The sequence below is a fragment of the Lachnoanaerobaculum orale genome (assembly GCF_003862485.1).
Classification (GTDB): domain Bacteria; phylum Bacillota; class Clostridia; order Lachnospirales; family Lachnospiraceae; genus Lachnoanaerobaculum; species Lachnoanaerobaculum orale.
Genome location: NZ_RRCM01000001.1, coordinates 489,053 through 506,163, shown reverse-complemented (window position 1 = coordinate 506,163; position 17,111 = coordinate 489,053). Strand labels below are relative to the sequence as shown.

Annotated in this window: 16 protein-coding genes; 2 read left to right on the top strand and 14 right to left on the bottom strand. The window is 39.9% G+C overall.

The window, feature by feature from the left end; all coding sequences use genetic code 11:
- Nucleotide 1: 1 nt before the first annotated feature.
- From EHW90_RS02525 to EHW90_RS02515, 3 genes are read right to left on the bottom strand one after another with little or no spacing between them, the layout of a single operon-like run.
- The gene (locus tag EHW90_RS02525) at nucleotides 2-337 is read right to left on the bottom strand and encodes a zf-HC2 domain-containing protein (protein ID WP_009446671.1); all 336 of its coding nucleotides are present in this window, start codon (nucleotides 335-337) and stop codon (nucleotides 2-4) included.
- Between the two features lie 2 nt (nucleotides 338-339).
- Nucleotides 340-816 carry a methylglyoxal synthase gene (locus EHW90_RS02520; RefSeq protein WP_009446670.1) on the bottom strand — a complete coding sequence of 159 codons (477 nt, stop codon included), beginning with the start codon at nucleotides 814-816 and terminating at the stop codon, nucleotides 340-342.
- Between the two features lie 21 nt (nucleotides 817-837).
- Entirely contained in the window at nucleotides 838-2,133 is a 1,296-nt protein-coding gene (locus EHW90_RS02515; protein WP_124950990.1) for an SPFH domain-containing protein, read from the bottom strand.
- 192 nt (nucleotides 2,134-2,325) lie between these two features.
- Between EHW90_RS02515 and EHW90_RS02510 the strand changes: the two genes are divergently transcribed.
- Together EHW90_RS02510 and EHW90_RS02505 are read left to right on the top strand one after the other, a co-directional pair.
- Entirely contained in the window at nucleotides 2,326-2,694 is a 369-nt protein-coding gene (locus EHW90_RS02510) for a RidA family protein (RefSeq protein ID WP_060930289.1), read from the top strand.
- A gap of 275 nt (nucleotides 2,695-2,969) precedes the next feature.
- The gene (locus EHW90_RS02505; RefSeq protein WP_124950988.1) at nucleotides 2,970-3,848 is read left to right on the top strand and encodes an SH3 domain-containing protein; all 879 of its coding nucleotides are present in this window, start codon (nucleotides 2,970-2,972) and stop codon (nucleotides 3,846-3,848) included.
- Between the two features lie 46 nt (nucleotides 3,849-3,894).
- On the opposite strand, the gene moaC is transcribed toward EHW90_RS02505, so the two are convergent.
- The 11 genes from moaC to ssnA form a co-directional block, all read right to left on the bottom strand.
- Nucleotides 3,895-4,359, bottom strand: coding sequence for a cyclic pyranopterin monophosphate synthase MoaC (gene moaC, locus EHW90_RS02500; RefSeq protein ID WP_124950986.1), 465 nt, complete (start codon nucleotides 4,357-4,359; stop codon nucleotides 3,895-3,897).
- A gap of 11 nt (nucleotides 4,360-4,370) precedes the next feature.
- Entirely contained in the window at nucleotides 4,371-5,402 is a 1,032-nt protein-coding gene (locus EHW90_RS02495; RefSeq protein WP_124950984.1) for a sulfate/molybdate ABC transporter ATP-binding protein, read from the bottom strand.
- A gap of 1 nt (nucleotide 5,403) precedes the next feature.
- Nucleotides 5,404-6,072 carry a molybdate ABC transporter permease subunit gene (gene modB / locus EHW90_RS02490; protein WP_124952620.1) on the bottom strand — a complete coding sequence of 223 codons (669 nt, stop codon included), beginning with the start codon at nucleotides 6,070-6,072 and terminating at the stop codon, nucleotides 5,404-5,406.
- The gene (gene modA / locus EHW90_RS02485; protein ID WP_124950982.1) at nucleotides 6,065-6,976 is read right to left on the bottom strand and encodes a molybdate ABC transporter substrate-binding protein; all 912 of its coding nucleotides are present in this window, start codon (nucleotides 6,974-6,976) and stop codon (nucleotides 6,065-6,067) included. The genes modB and modA overlap by 8 nt, the downstream gene beginning before the upstream one ends.
- A 26-nt stretch (nucleotides 6,977-7,002) precedes the next feature.
- Entirely contained in the window at nucleotides 7,003-7,932 is a 930-nt protein-coding gene (mog, locus tag EHW90_RS02480) for a molybdopterin adenylyltransferase (RefSeq protein WP_124950979.1), read from the bottom strand.
- A 1-nt stretch (nucleotide 7,933) separates the two neighbouring features.
- The gene (gene moaA, locus EHW90_RS02475; protein ID WP_124950977.1) at nucleotides 7,934-8,905 is read right to left on the bottom strand and encodes a GTP 3',8-cyclase MoaA; all 972 of its coding nucleotides are present in this window, start codon (nucleotides 8,903-8,905) and stop codon (nucleotides 7,934-7,936) included.
- A gap of 2 nt (nucleotides 8,906-8,907) precedes the next feature.
- Complete coding sequence (locus EHW90_RS02470) at nucleotides 8,908-9,936, bottom strand: XdhC family protein (RefSeq protein ID WP_124950975.1); 1,029 nt, start codon at nucleotides 9,934-9,936, stop codon at nucleotides 8,908-8,910.
- 17 nt (nucleotides 9,937-9,953) lie between these two features.
- Nucleotides 9,954-10,985, bottom strand: coding sequence for a molybdopterin-binding protein (locus EHW90_RS02465; RefSeq protein ID WP_124950973.1), 1,032 nt, complete (start codon nucleotides 10,983-10,985; stop codon nucleotides 9,954-9,956).
- Between the two features lie 207 nt (nucleotides 10,986-11,192).
- Nucleotides 11,193-12,584, bottom strand: coding sequence for a dihydropyrimidinase (gene hydA / locus EHW90_RS02460; protein WP_124950971.1), 1,392 nt, complete (start codon nucleotides 12,582-12,584; stop codon nucleotides 11,193-11,195).
- Between the two features lie 59 nt (nucleotides 12,585-12,643).
- On the bottom strand, nucleotides 12,644-15,631 hold the full coding sequence (gene ygfK / locus EHW90_RS02455) for a putative selenate reductase subunit YgfK (RefSeq protein ID WP_124950968.1): 2,988 nt from the start codon (nucleotides 15,629-15,631) through the stop codon (nucleotides 12,644-12,646).
- Entirely contained in the window at nucleotides 15,631-16,974 is a 1,344-nt protein-coding gene (gene ssnA / locus EHW90_RS02450; RefSeq protein ID WP_124950966.1) for a putative aminohydrolase SsnA, read from the bottom strand. The genes ygfK and ssnA overlap by 1 nt, the downstream gene beginning before the upstream one ends.
- Nucleotides 16,975-17,111: the final 137 nt, after the last annotated feature.

The window sequence follows — 17,111 nt, the reverse complement described above, 5'->3', positions numbered from 1 at the left end:
ACTAAAAGAACCAATTTCGTAATTGCATCATTGCGATAATAAACACACCGAAAATCATAAGTGTATTTACCACATACTTAAACACCTGCCCGAGGAATATTATAAATATTCTCTGATATGCCTCTCTTATATGGCTGTGCAGAGCCTCCGTCATATTATAGTTGATGTCGTCATTTCCGCTGCCGTCAAGTCCCACCTCAACTATATAGTATATTTCAAGCTCGTCCATACAGGCCTTGCAGCCTCTTACATGCTGTAAAAAATCTCTTGTATCTTCCATAGAAAGCTCATCATGTATAAAAGGTATGATGAGCTTTCTTGCTTCCTTGCAAGTCATTTTTATGACATTTCCTTTACCCTTTTTGAGACATTCTCTTTAAAGTTTATCACATCATGGTCATACTCTTCATCCATAAGAGATGATGTGATAATGAAGTCCGCACTTGACTTGTTGATAGCCATAGGCACATCATATACCTGTACTATACGTAACAGTGCCTTCACATCAGGGTCATGAGGCTGTGCCGTAAGCGGATCTGTAAAGAAGATCACAAAATCTATCTTTCCCTCCACTATTCTTGCGCCTATCTGCTGATCACCTCCAAGCGGACCCGAGTTATATCCCTTTACTGTAAGTCCTGTCTTTTCAGTTATAAGTCTGGCGGTGGTTCCTGTTCCGTACAGCTTATGCTTAGCCAGAACTTCCTTATGCTCCTCACACCATTTGATAATATCAGGTTTTTTACCGTCATGTGCAATCAATGCAATATTTTTTTCTTTCGGTATTGTAAGTGTTACCTTATCTATATTATTCATACTAACTCCATCTATATCGGTTTAGAACGGCTTTCCGCATTCAGGACAGAACTTAGGCAGATGTGACTGATCTGCAGGTGTGTATCCGCATGAAGCACAGCTTACAACACCTGTCGGTTTTGCTTCACCGCATTCGGAGCAGAACTTACCTGTGTTTCCGCCATGTCCGTGGCTGCAAGTCCATGTATTTATAGCTTGCTGATTCATCTGCTGCATATTGTTTTGTCCGTACTGCTGTTGCATATTATTTTGTCCGTACTGTTGCTGCATATTATTTTGCTGACCGTACTGTTGTTGCATCTGTTCGTTTTGTGCCATTTGGAAAAGCTGATTTGCATTCATACCGCCCATCTGATTTGCCATATTCATACCTGCAAATCCCATCATTGCACCTGCTGTATTTTTTGCAGCATCTCTCATAGCGTCAGCCTGTGCGGCATTTAAGTTTGCAGCCGCCATTGATGTTCTCTGGAATACCGCAGTTCTTTGAAGCTGCTTTATAAGGTCTTCATCTTCCTTTGAGATGGTAATACTGCTTATTCCGAATGAACTTATTTCAATACCGTATCTGTCTCCCCATTCACTTGACATTACGCTGTTAAGTTCATTTGCAATTTCCTTGGTATGATTCGGGATATCGCTGTATCTTGCCCCTATTCCTGAGAGTCTTCCGAGTGCAGGTTGAAGCGAAGTAAGCAGTTCTGAAGTCATCTGTCTTCTGAATGCTTCATCCATTCTGAACTCTCCGCCTGTATTTCCCGCAACTTCCTTGTACATAAGTATAGGGTCCACAATCTTAAACGCAAACTCTCCATGACATCTTACCGCACTTTCTATATCAAGTCCGATATTGGGATCCACTATCCTGTATGGAATCGGTTCTGCTGTACCGTACTTATTTCCATAGATATCCTTTGTGTTTACATAATAAACTCTTGTATCTCTTGTAGCACCGCCGCCAAATACCAATCTGTTCTTAAACTGCTCCCAGGTTCTTTTTACAGTTTCCTTTAAATTACCTGCAAAAATAGTAGGTTCATCAGTATTACTGTAGACATACTGTCCGGGTTGTGCACAGACATCCTTTATCATTCCGTTTTCCACCACCAACATACATTGTCCGTCTGCAACTTCGATAATGGAGCCGTCTGTAATAACATTGTTTGTAGATTTATTGTTTGAACCTCTTTGGTCCACTCTTTTTTTACCTTTGGTTACAAGAAGCTCATTATCCATTGAATCTTCATAGAAAAAATCTCTCCATGAGTCCGCCAGCACTCCTCCTGCCGCACCTGCTATAGCTGAAATAAGTCCCATAATTATACCCTCCTGTTTATTTATTTAAAGCCGTCATTTAGTTAATTATATCAATTTTTCATATGTAATACCAGTAATACAATTCTTAAATATATATTATGTCAATATCGTCAATTTTCCAGTATCAAAAAATAGACTGTACAAATCTGAAAATTAGTATAAAATATAAGAAAAAGAAAAAAGGAGATTATCATGAAAGTAATCGATACAAAAAATGCACCGGGTGCAATCGGACCATATTCACAGGGATTTATCACAAACGGCTTGGTTATCACATCAGGACAGATTCCTGTAAACCCTGCCAACGGAGAAGTTCCTGAGGGTATTGCCGCACAGACAGAGCAGAGCTGCAAGAACGTAGCTGCTATCCTTGAGGCTGCAGGTTCAGGTATGGACAAGGTTGTAAAGACAACTTGCTTCCTTGCAGAGATTGCAGATTTTGCAGCATTCAATGAAGTATATGCAAAGTATTTCACATCAAAGCCTGCAAGAAGCTGTTTCGCAGTAAAGGATCTTCCAAAGGGCGTTCTTTGCGAAATCGAGTGCATCGCCGAGGCATAATTTTACAGTAATATTTTTTGGAGTGTTGCACTTTTGTAACACTCCTTTTTTGTATTTAAAAGTGGGGGATTTAAATGAAAGGTAATGTAGGGGATTACGGATTGCAAAGAGATTAAAACTCAAGAATTCTCAGTGATTTATAAGATATTTTATAAAAAAATCTGCTAAATATTGTCTTTTATAAGCTTCTTATTGTATAATAAGTTTAGGGTTCTGTGAAGTTCGTATTTACACTTTTATTCACAGATACACAAAGAATATAGGAGGTTTACCTAATGGCAAACTCAACCACTCACAGTGCCTGGCAGCAGATTCAGGCAGGGGTTTATGATACAGAAAAGCTTCTATCCGGTCAGGAATATAATCTTGCCATGATTAAGGCAAGACAGACCTTGGAGATTATGATAAAGCAGCTTAGCGGACGAGACGACTATGACGATCAAAGCCTGACAGACATTATAAATTCCTTATGCGAAAACAAAACCATTTCAGAAAAATCATGTGAACATTATCATAAGATTTGTGTTATAAGCAATAAAGCCGTACACGAAAATAATGACGACGGCTTCAATGCCACTACAGCATATCAGTTGCTCACAGAGGAAGTGCAGACTTTTATACGCGACTACTCACCTAAAAAAAGCAAGATAACTCCGGTTCCTGTACGTAATGACAATGTACAAAGAAGACCTGTTACAAAAAGCGGTGAGGCCGCTCCTAAAAGGAAGGTCGCAAAGAAAACTCCTAAAAAGAAAAAGCCGACTGTAAACACACCCGATTTAATAAAAGTACTTATAGGTGTGGTTATTCTGTTTATTTTGATAATTTTATTCAGATCACTCAATCCTCTAAAGGGCGGCAAAGGTACCAAAACAAAGACCGCAACCACTACTACCGTCGCTACAAGCGAAGGGAGTGAAAGCTCGGAGAGCAGCTCGGAAACAACAAGTGCACAGGCGACAACCACAAAATACATTACAACAACCAAGCTTAATGTTCGCTCTTCACCTTCAAAAGACGGCGATCTTTTGGCTACACTTAATGTAGGTGTAAGTGTCGAATATGTCGGAGCACAGGATGCCAACTGGGCCATCATCAACTACAACGGCGGACAGGCTTATGTAGCAAGCGCATATATTAAGCCGGCACAATAATATAACTCAAAAGGCTAATCAGGTTATCGCCCGATTAGCCTTTTTATCAAAAGAAAAAGTCTCCGCTCTTTCCGCCTTTCTTTTCTACAAGATGCACATCACTTATAAGCATCCTCTTGTCTATAGCCTTACACATATCGTAGACTGTAAGAAGTGCAATATTTACTCCCATCAGCGCTTCCATCTCAACTCCCGTCTTGCCGGCAGTCTTCGCCTTTGAAAGTACCACTATATCATTGCCTTCTATCTCAAAGGTTATCTTGGATCCGGTCAGATTGATATTGTGGCACATAGGAATAAGCTCCGAGGTCCTTTTTTGTCCCATAATACCTGCCACCTGTGCTACGGTCAGAACATCTCCCTTTTTTATCTTTCTGCCCTTTATCGCTTCCATAGCCTCATCACAGAGTGTAATCCTGCCTGTCGCAATCGCAACCCTGTCTGTTATATCCTTATCCGATACATCCACCATCACGGCATTCTTATTTTCATCAAAATGTGTAAACTCCATTTTTCTCCAATCTATTTTAATAACAATATATCATTCTCATCTACTTTCAAAAAATCAGGTAACCCCTTTTTTTCTATCAACTCTTTCATCTCTCTTTGAACAAGCCAGGTAATATCCTGTCCGCCACCTGTCTTTATATAATAATTATCCTCAAACGGCAACTTGGCCTTACTTTTTAATCTGAAATCAAATATATTTCCCTCAGATTTGCCCCATACAGGATGAAAATCATGTGCTCTTATTCCTACTGAAGATAATCCCTTAGGTAATGTCTCTGAAAACTTAAAACTTACTCCCCAGTCAAGAGCTTCCAATGTATTTTCATCAATATATCTTATATCGGAAATATTTTTACAACCTGTTAGTATTGCGGCATTCTTCGTCTCGGGATTTTTGAATATTTCCTTGGTGTTTCCAAGATTGGTTATTCTTCCCCTCTCAATAACTATCATACTTTCACAAAGTCTGTATATCTCATCTCTTGAATGTGATACAAATATTGCACTGCCCTCAAAGTCTTTTAGTATTGATGCTATCTCTTCCTGTATATGATCCCTGAGATATATATCAAGTGCCGAAAACGCCTCATCAAACAGTAACACTTTCGGTTTTCTTATAAGTATTCTTGCCATTGCCACTCTAGCCGCCTGACCTCCGCTTATTCTGTTCGGCTTGGCATCTTTTATCTGAGTCAGCCCAAATTTTTCCAAAAACTCATCAGCAAGACTTTTACTTTTATTGTCCAGTCCTATAATAATGTTTTCATACACTGAAAGATGTGGAAAAAGTGCATAGTTTTGAAAGCAATATCCTATATGTCTGTCCTGCGGCTTTATATCAATATTTTTTTGTGAGTCAAACAACAACTTACCGTCCAGCTTTATATAACCGGAGTCAGGTTTTTCTATACCTGCAATCATCTTTAAAATCATACTTTTTCCGGCACCTGAGCCGCCCAAAATTCCTATTCTGTTGCTGTCAAGGCTGCAATTTATTTCCAAAGTAAAGTTGTTCAGCTTCTTTTTTACATTAAGTTCAAGCATACTACCTCTGTATATATTCCATCAAAAGCATTATAAGAAATGCAATAAAAAGTACAACAGCTACCCATATACCTGCCTCAAGATAATTTTGGTTTTGTACCAGAATCGCTATCTGCTGTGATATTGTCGAAGTCTTTCCCGATATATTACCGGCAAGCATTGAAGTTGCACCGTACTCACCTATAGCCCTTGCAAAACTGAGTATCGCTCCTGAAAACAGCGAAGGCGATGCAATAGGGCATACTATCTTAAAGAAAATCTTAAACTCCGACAGCCCCAAAGTCCTGCCTGCATATATCAAATTTTTATCAAGCTGTAAAAATGCCGATTTTGCGTTCTTATACATCAGCGGAAATGCAATAATAAAGGCTGCGATTACACATCCCACAAAGCTTTGGACTATCTTTATATGGAAATGTCCGTATAAGAACATCCCCACAGGTCTCCTTCTGCTGAATATAAGAAGCAGAAAAAATCCCACCACGGTAGGCGGCAGTACCATCGGAAGTGTAAGTATACTGTCAAATACCGCCATTATCCTTTTGTTCATATATAGACTTACATATGCAAGTCCCACACCCAGAAAAAAACATATTATTGTAGAAAAGAGCCCTATTTTTAGGGTTATAAAAAAAGGGCTCCAATCTAAATGTGCTAAAACATTATTCATATAAATAATTTTCAAATACCTTCTTTGCGGAGTCCGACTTCAAATAGTCATAGAACTTATCGGCCTCACTACTTACCTTCTCATCAGCCTCATCATTGTTTACTCTTGCTATCGGATAAGTGATCTTTCCTGTCAAAGACTCGTCCACTTTCTCGATAACCTTCACATCATTATTGCCGTATGTATCTGTAAGATATACAAATCCTACCTCACCGAATCCGTCCACTACAGACAAAAGTGTCTTTGTAACATTTGAGTTCTCTATTATCTCCATGCCGAGCTTCTCCTTAAGCTCTGCACCTGTACTCTCTTTTGTAATGCCAAGGTCAGGATAAGCCTTTGAAAGTGCTTCTCTTGCATATGCACCTGCAGGTACATTTGTTTCACCTATTGATATTGACTTTGCTTCCTTAATATTTGCAATTCCTGTAACCTTTGTGTCCGAATCCTTAGGTGCTACAATACAGAGTTTGTTGTGTAACAAATCTACATCCGTACCGTCCTTTATATGTCCCTCTTCTTTTAACTTCTCCATCTGCTTTTTTCCCGCACTGAAGAAGATATCACAAGCAAATCCCTCTTCTATCTGAGTCTGCAACTTACCTGATGAATCCGTATTTAAATTTATCTTTACATCAGGATTTGCCTTGTTGTACTCCGAGATTATCTCATCCATCGCACCCTTAAGCGATGCCGCCGCAAATACATTTACCGCCGAAGGGTCGCTTGCAGCCTTGCTCTCCTGTGCACTTGTCTGCTCACTTGACTCCGCACTCGACTCCTCTGCGCTTGTCTGTGCGGTAGTATCTGCGACTTTACTCTCTGCAGTCTTTGTGCTACCGCATCCTGTAAGCACGATTGCCGCAACAACACCCAATACTTTACAAATACTTTTCAACTTCATAACAGTCTCCCTTTAATTTTATAATATCAGTCACTTTCTCTGCCGCTAAGTATTCCAAGTCCGTGTTTTAGCGGCTTAATTATATATTCAATGTTCTCTCTGCAGGCTTTAGGACTTCCCGGCAAATTTATTATAAGAGTATTTCCTCTTATTCCTGCGGTCTGACGACTTAACATTGCCTTTGGTGTAATGGTCATCGAATAGCTTCTAAGTGCTTCCCCTATACCGGGAACTTCTCTTTCAACCACCTGTTTTGTAGCCTCAGGAGTAACATCTCTTTTTGAAAAACCTGTTCCGCCTGTAGTAAATATAAGATCCGCCTGTCTCTGATCACTGAAGTGAAGCAGCTTTTTTACTATTTCACTTTTCTCATCCGGTACGATAAGGCAGTCAATCACTTCCATCCCGGCTTCCTCAACAAGCTCTTTTATAACAGGGCCGGATTTGTCCTCATATACTCCCTGTGACGCCCTGTCTGAAACAGTGATAATACCTACCCTGTAAGGTCCGACTTCTTTTTCAATTATATTTATTTTATCTCCTTTTTGTATACAGCCTCCCTTCAAAACCTCTGCAAATATACCTTCTCTGGGCATAATGCAGTCTCCCATTTTATGATATATATTGCAGTGGCTGTGACATTCTTTGCCTATCTGTGTTACCTTTAAGATTGCATCTCCTATTTCAAGTACGGTTCCCACAGGTAGACTTTTTAAGTCAACACCTGATACAATAATATTCTCTCCGAATGCACCGAAGTCCACTTCGGCTCCTTTTTTTCTGAAATCATCTATCTTTTCAAATGCCAAAAGACTTACCTGTCTATGCCACTTTCCGGCATGGGCATCTCCTTCAATACCCCAATCAGGCTTTAATACGGCCTTCTCTATTTCTTTTTTCTCTGTTCCTTTTTTCTCACTTATACATACTGCCAAAACTTCAGCTTTTACTTCCATCTTATCCACCTATTTCTACCATATCCTTAAGTTCACTTACCTTAGATAAATCTTCAAAGGCATGTGCTTTCGGCTTTGTAGTTATACACTCTCTTATCTTCTCTTCAAGTAGTTCTATTTTTTTTTCAGGTCCTATTGTAGTATCCTTTATAATATCCTTCAGATCTATATTTGATGCGTAACAAAGACACGGCTTTAGTTTTCCGCCTGATGTAAACCTTATTCTGTTGCATCCGTCACAAAACTTACCGTGTATTGCGCTGATAAATCCTATTGAACCTTTAAAACCTTCAAGCTTTATATACTTTGCAGGTCCGTTACCGTGTATTTTATTATCCGCGCTTACAATATATTTCTCTTTTATTTTCTCCGATACCTCAAAATTGGAAACACCGTCAGACTCCTTGCCATGACCTATAGGCATCATTTCAATAAACCTTATATTTATATTATTGTCTTTTGCAAGCCCTATAATATCAAAGAGTTCATCATCATTTACTCCTCTTTGTAAGACGGCATTTATCTTTGTACTTAATCCCGACTTCTCAGCCTTATAGATACCTTCCATAACATCATCAAGTGCATCCACACCTGTAATTTTTAAAAACCTGTCTTTTTTTAGCGAATCCAGACTTACATTCACACTTGAAAGTCCTGCCTCAGCTAAATCTTTTGCATATTTACAAAGATAGAACCCGTTTGTTGTCATAGTGATATCTTTTACACTGTCTATATCATGAAGTCTTTTTATAAAATCCGATATTCCGTCTCTTATAAGAGGCTCTCCGCCTGTTATCTTAAACTTGGTTATGCCGCATCTGCTTGCCGCAAGCGCCACTTCGTATATTTCATCCAAGCTCAAAGTCTCTTCAACTTTTTTTGTCTCAGGCATACAATATGTGCATCTGAAGTTACACCTGTTTGTAACCGAGATACGCATATAGTCTATCTCTCTGTTGTAACAATCTCTCATATCTAAACCGGTTCTATAAGTACTTCTATTCTTCCTCCACAGACCATGCCTTCCAAACTTGCTTCACTGTCTGTAAGATTGACATGTAACAGATAAGGCTTTATATCTTCATCGCTTTTTAATACCTCATCCACCTTAACCATAATATCATGTTCGGCTTTTCCGCCACCGATAGTTCCGATAAAGCTTCCGTCTCTTAAAAACAGTGCCTTTGCTCCGACTCCTCTCGGTGCCGAGCCCTTTTTATCTACGATAGTTGCCATAACCATTCTCTCATTGCTCTCTTTGATCTTTTCAAGCATTCCTTCAACATAGCCCACATTCCTGGTCTTTGAATTTTTTACCGATATTATCTCTGCAAGTATGGAGATGGCGATTTCCGCCGGAGTCTCAGACTTTATATCAAGTCCTATCGGAGTATAGATTTCCTCAATCTTCTCCTCAGGATATCCCTCACTTCTAATTGCATCAAGTACGAAACCGACTCTTCTTTTTGCACCCATAAGTCCTACATAGGCATAAGGCTTTTTTAGAATCTCTCTGATACATTCCTTATCCCACTGATGCCCTCTTGTTACCACTACAAAATAGGTGTCATAGTCCGAGTCAAATTTTTTCAGTGCTGATGAAAAATCCTCACAATAAACTCTGTCGGCACCCTCATCTTTTGCCTTGGCTGCAAACTCTTCTCTGTCTTCTATAACGATCATCTCACATCCGATCATCTGACCCATCTTTATCAGTGCGATACTTGTATGTCCGGCTCCACAGATTACTATCTTGCTTACATTACATATATGCTCCACATATACTCTGTTACCTGCTATTTCCGTTATACCGGCCTTTGTTATATTCTTTATTTCATCAAAATTATCTTTAAAAAAACTTGTATCCGGGCTTATCCAAACAAGTTCACCTTCTCGTAAAACCGCCTTGCTGCCGTAGTCTTTATCGCCTAATGATGTAAATACAAATGTTCTTAAGCCCTTTTTCTTTGATTCGTCTATTATTTTATATAATTCCTTGTCCATATTTTTGCTCCTTTTATTTATGACACACCGAATGCACAATTCGGAAAGATACACACCGGACAGTGCATACAATATCCGCCTACACCTAAGCTGTCGATGTCTGATTTTTCCACCTTTTCTCCGGCCATAATCCTCGGCAGTACAAGATCAAATATTGTTCTCTTTTCATACATTACACAGCCCGGAAGCCCCATAAATGTAATATTCTCATTCTCACCGCCGTAGGCAAGCATAAACATGGCTCCCGGAAGTACAGGTGCACCGTAAGTAATAACCCTACTTGCATTCTGCCCTATAGCGTAAGGCGTCTTATCATCAGGGTCCACACTCATTCCTCCTGTACAAAGTACAATATCCGCTCCGGCAGCCATGACCTTTTTGATACACTCAATTTCCATCTCCACATCGTCACTGCTTATCTCATGTGCTATAATCTCTGCACCGAAAGCCTTTACCTTGTCCATAACCACCGGTGTAAAGGTATCCTTGATTCTACCATAGTAAACTTCATTACCTGTAGTCACTATTCCGACTTTCATTTGTTTGTATGGTAAAAGTTCAAAGAGAGGCTTATCTCCCACAACTTCCTTTGCCTTTTCCATTTTTTCTTTTTCTATTATAAGAGGTATAACTCTCATACCTGCAAGATGTTGTCCCTTCTTCACAGGAAAGTTGTCATGTATGCTTGCAATCATCATCTCGCCAAGTGAATTGAGCTTATTTATTCTTTCCTTATCTATCTTTAAAAGACCGTCACATTCCGCAATAAGTTCCACCTTGCCCTCTTTTATATCAGGATCTCTTGTAAGATGGTCGTTCTTACACATATCATAAAGCATCAGTGCAGCATCATTTTCATGCAGCATATTTTCATTTACTTCCCAGATATAGATATGGTCCTTACCTACCGAAAGCAGTACTTCCACATCCTCAGGCTGTATTATATGACCCTTTCTGAATACAGGTCCCTTTTTTTCTCCCTTTACAATCTGTGTTATATCATGACAGAGCATATGCCCTACGGCATCTTTTGTATCAATAAGTCGCATATTTCCCCTTCTATGTAAAGTTTATATATTACCAAGCTGTAACTATACATTTAAAATTTGTTTATACCAAAGCATTATACTATATAAATCATAAAAGTTCCATTCATTTATTTAATATTTCGATAAATGGATGGAACTCTTATTGTCTTAAATCATGTGCTTTTTATAAATCTGTATAAAAGACAAACACTTCGGTTTGATTTTATCCTATAAAAACTTCTTATACGGCTTTCTCTCAAGGAACTTGCCCTCAGGAGTATCCTTAATTTTTGCATTGTCAACTATTTCACTGCCCCTTAAGAACACTTTATCGATATGTCCGTTAAGTACCTTACCCTCAAGAGGAGCATAGTCACATTTTGAAACCTGAGTAGCGGCAGTAATCTTAGTCTGTGCCTTAGGGTCAAGTATAACAATATCGGCATCAAAGCCTTCCTCTATGAATCCCTTTCTGTCATAAAGTCCGTAGAGTTTTGCAGGGTTTTCACAAAGTACTTCACACATCTTCTCCAAACTTATTCTGTCCTTGGTAACACCTTCCGAGTACATTACAATACCTCTGGTCTCAACTCCCGGCATTCCTCCCGGAATCTTTCTGAAATCTTCCATTCCAAGTTTCTTTTGCTCATATGTGAAAGAACAGTGATCTGTTGCTACAGTTTGAATTTCTCCGTCTGCAATAGCCTTCCAAAGCTCATCAATATCGGACTGTTCTCTAAGTGGTGGCGCTATAACATACTTAGCTCCTTCAAATCCTGGTAACTCATACAGACTGTTGGTCATAGTAAGATACTGCGGACAGGTCTCGGCATATACCTTCTGACCTCTTTTTCTGGCGGCTCTTATCTCGTCAAGGCCTTCCTTACAGGTAAGATGCACATCAATTATATCACTGCCTGCCACCTCTGCAAGATGAAGGATTCTGCCTATAGCCTCCGCCTCGGCAGCAGCCGGTCTGGTCTTATAATGTGATGAAACCTTTTTTTGTAATCCGGCTTCTACAAACTCCTGCTGAAGTGCAAAGATAAGTCCGGCATTCTCACAGTGAACTCCTGTGATTGCACCCACTTCTTTCAGTCTTTGTATTACCTCAAAAGCCTCATCATCCTTTAGGAGAATATCATATGTAAGGTAAATCTTAAAAGTGGTCACTCCTCTGTCCATCATATCCTGACACTGGCGCTTAGCCTCTTCGTTCCAGTCACTGATTGACATATGTATTCCGTAGTCACAGAATACTCCGTCTTTAGCCTTCTCAAGCCAATTGTCCATGCCTTCGTTAAGAGTTTCTCCCTTGTACTGTGTACCGAAGTCGATGATGGTTGTGGTACCGCCGCTTATCGCTGCTTTTGTGCCTGAATAGAAATCATCACAGGTAACAGTGCCTGCAACATGAAGGTCAAAATGTGTATGTGCATCTATAAATCCCGGAAATACCAGCTTTCCGCCTGCATCCACTACTTTTGTATCATCGTCAAGCTCTATAAAATCATCAGGCTTTAATACTTTCTTGATCTTTTCACCTTCAATAAGTATATTTCCCACAAAACTTTCCTTTGAATTTACAATAGTTCCACCTTCTATAAATACTTTCTTCATATGTTCTCCTTAAAAGTAAATATGCCACTTTTTAGGGTGGCATATCTGTAAAAATTATTTTATTTTAGAAGTAAGTAATCATACTCGTTATAGATTGTGTCGATAAGCTCAGCATATCTGTAGTTCAACTTATCATTTGACTCACCTATTCTATATACAAGTTCCTGACCGTCTATTCTTACCTTAACATCCTTGCATCCTCTTGTGATTACAAAGCCGTCATTCTTTGAGTCAAGCATATCCGCTTCACTTGCAAACAATGTAAGCTTATCCTTATACGGTGCAGAAGCGTATGGACAGAATGTCTCACAGTTACCGCACTCGTTGCACATATAATCCACATGAACTATCTGATGTTTACCCTTTACATTCACATATACGTTAGCTCTGTTTGGACAAACTTCTGTACAATTCTCACATATATAGTCACAAGCCAAGCATCTGTCGTCAGCTTTCTTCTCTACAGGCTCCTCTAAAGTTCCTCTGTAGTCGTAAACCTTCTCGTCTGTAGTATCGGAAATCTTAAGCTCACCGATTGCGTGATTTACGATAGCCTCACAAACCTTCTTACTGTCGGCAATAGCCTTTACGATAACAGATGCACCCTTAGCGCCGTCACCTGCAGCATATACTCCCTTAACACTTGTCTCAAGAGTAACAGGATCGAGTACCGGAAGGTTCTTCTTGTCAATCTCAATGCCGTTGCTTGTGTAGAAGTCACCTCTTACACTCTCACCGATAGATGCGATAAGTGTATCACATGGTAATTCAACAAGTTCATCTGTCTCCTTAACACCTCTTCTACCGCTTGCATCAGGCTCACCAAGTACGTTCTTAGCACATACAAGTTTTCCGCCCTTAAATGATTTTGGAGAAACAAGTGTAACGAACTCTACACCGTCCTCAATTGCCTCGTGAAGTTCTTCCTCATCGGCAGGCATATATCTTGCATTTCTTCTGTATGCAAGGTATACATTCTTAACACCCGGAACTCTCTTAGCCGCTCTTGCAACGTCCATAGCTGTGTTTCCACCACCTACAACGATAACATTCTCGCCAAGCTCCATCTTTCCTTCAGACTTCTTGAAGTCCTCTAAGAAATGAAGTGCATTGATTGCCTTTCCTTCGCTAAGCTCAAGCGGAAGTTCCTTATGTGCACCGATTGCAAGGATAACCTTATCAAAGCCTTCAGCTCTGAGTGCATTTATATCATCAATTCTCTTGTTTGTAACAAACTTTGCTCCGTAAGCCTTTGCAAGCTCCACGTCTCTCTGTATATCGTCCGCAGGAATTCTGAATCCCGGAATGATGTTTGCAACAACACCACCCATAGTATCTCTCTCGTCAAATACGGTAACATCCACACCTTCTCTTGCAAGGAAGAATGCAGCCGCGATACCTGCAGGACCGCCACCTACTACAGCAACCTTCAAATCTTTCTTATCTGCACTCTTTAATGTAGGTACAACACTTTCAAAGGCGTTTTGTGCGGCAATAAGCTTGTTTCTTCTGATCTGTACATCTGTCTCATAGTGATTTCTTGTACAAGCACTCTGACAGGTATGTGTACAGATATGACCTGTCATGAACGGAAGAGGGTTCTTCTCAAGTATAACATTAAGAGCGTCCTCATACTTTCCTTCATTAACAAGGATTCCGTAAGTTGTAATATCCTGATTTATAGGACATCTGTTTACACATGGTGCCATATAGCAATCAAGGTATGGAACCTTCTTATCGGCCTTTCTGTTAGGAAGCGGCTTAACAGGCTTAACGTGATGCTTGTCGGTTCTAACCTCTGAAACAAGCTTCTCAAGAGCCTCTACATCAATTCCTGACCAAGCCTTAATCTCAGGCTTTTCAAGCTTTTCTGACATCTCAATAAATCTCTGATATCCGCCCGGCTTAAGGATAGTGGTTGCCACTGTTACAGGCCAGATTCCGCTGTCTATAACCTTATCTATATTGAAGTAATCACAACCGCCTGAGTATGCAATTCTAAGCTTGCCGTTAAAGCTTCTTGAAAGATTTCTTGCAACCAACATTGAAAGCGGATAAAGTGACTTTCCTGACATATACATTTCCTGTGATGGAAGTTCGTTGTTCTTTACATCAACCGGGAATGTATTTGTAATCTTAACACCGAACTCAAGGTTCTTTGAAGAAGCGAGTGCCATAAGTCTCTCTAACATAGGAACTGCATCCGAGTACTGTAAATCCTCTTTAAAGTGAAGATCTGTAAACGCGATGTAGTCATATCCCATGCTGTCAAGCATCTCTCTTGCAACTTCATATCCTAAAAGTGTAGGGTTACATTTTACAAATGTGTTCAATCCCTTCTCTGTAATAAGATATGATGCGATAGCCTCAATCTCCTGTGGAGGACATCCGTGCAATGTAGATACTGTTACGGAATTTACAATATCCGGAGTGATAGCATCAAGATCGGCCTTTGTAAAGTGCTCAAACTTACCGAGATTTTTCTCAAGATATTCCTTACACTCTTTGTATATAGGTGTTTTGGAAGCGTCCATCATTCCGTTGATGAAATTGTCAACCTTAGGAAGCTTGATACCCTCAAGATCATATCCTACAGAAATGTTGAACTGGAAACCGTCGCTGCCGCCAAGGCCCCACTCTTTTGATATAACCTTAAGTGCAAACCAACCCTTGATATACTCATCAAAAGCCTCCTGAACTGTAAGCTCTGTTGACCACTCGCAGTTGTAGCACTCATCTTCGGCTGTAATACATGGCTTAGCCACACAAGCCGCAAGCTCTCTACCGTCCATCTTCTGAACTGTCTTAAGCTCGAAAAATCTTGCACCTGCATAATATCCTGCAATGATATTCTGAGCAAGCTGTGTATGAGGACCTGCTGCAGGACCTATCTGTGTCTCCAATTTTCTTCCGAAAATCGTGTAAAATTTATTCTTATCGGCCTTATATGCTTTCTTTACTCCAAAGCAAGACCCCTCTTTTGCCATCTCATCAAAAAGTCTGTCCATTATCCTGTCAAAAGGAATAGGTGTCATTATATCGCCCATTATGCGTTGCTCCTTCCATTGATCTTATCTGCAAGTCTCTTTGCGCCTTCTCTAACCTTAGCAAGTACTTCTTTCTCATCAATGTTAAGAAGCTCTCTATCTTTCATCAAGATATTTCCGTTTGCAATTGTAGTTCTTACATCCTTTCCGCATACTCCGAACAACAGATGACTGTTGATGTTTGAAGCGGTCATAGGTGTATTTGGTGTATAATCAACAACGATAACATCGGCTGCAGCACCCGGCTTTAACACTCCGAGAGGCTTCTTAAAGTATCTATTTGCAATATTTGCATTGTACTCAAAAAGCATCTTCGGAACTTCGCCCCAAGCTGCATTAGGATCGCATAAATGATGCTTATGAAGCACATTTGCAACCTTCCATGACTCTGTAATGTCATGTGTATATCCGTCACTTCCGAGTCCACATACTATACCCTTGTGAACAAGCTCCATTGTAGGAGGGCATCCGCAGGCATTACCCATATTTGACTCAGGGTTGTGTACTACACAGGTATCTGTATACTTAATCAAATCCATCTCATGCGGATTAACATAGATGCAGTGAGCAAGCAATGACTTGTTACCAAGTACTTTCCAGTCATAGAGTCTGTCAACTATTCTCTGGCTGTGCTCCTTTAAGCATGAGTGCAAATCCTCAATACCCTCTGCAACATGAATATGGCAACCGATATCTTCCGGTTTTCTTGACATAGCGTATTCCATTGACTTGTCTGAAATGGTAAAGCTTGCATGCATTCCCATCATAGCGGCAATCATATCGCTGTCATCTTTTTTCACATAGTTTGCAAAATCAACATTCTCTTTAACAGCCGCCTTCATCTTATCTTCACCGTCACGATCGGATATCTCGTAGCAAAGACAACTTCTGACTCCTGTCTGTCTTGCAGCCTTTTCTATAGCGAAAAGACTTCCTTCGATCTCTCCGAAGCTTGCATGATGATCGAAAATAGTTGTAACACCGTTCTTGATACAATCAATGTAAGTGGTCATAGCAGACAGATATGTGAGCTCGTTGTCTAAGTTTCTGTCTATGGTCCACCATAAGCCGTCCAAGATCTCCAAAAATCCATGCGGGTTGTAACCGTTGATGCTAAGGCCTCTTGCCATAGCTGAGTAAATATGCTCATGTGTGTTTATGAATGCCGGCATTATGAGCCCGCCCTTTGCATCCACAAAAGTTGCATCAGCATACTTTGCTTTCAAATCACGGTAGTTTCCAACCTCTAAAACTGTGTTGCCATCCAGTACTACAGACCCATCCTCAATCAATGGCTGTTCCTGATTTCCAGTAACTACCCTTCCATTACCAATTAGTAGCATTGTAAATCTCCTCTCTGAATTATGCAGTTTTAATAACAAAAACATAATAATGTACCTTTATAGTATCATTTTTCATTAGGCTTTTCAATAGGTATCTAACTTTATTTTCAATTTTCTAAAAATTATTTAGATAGAAC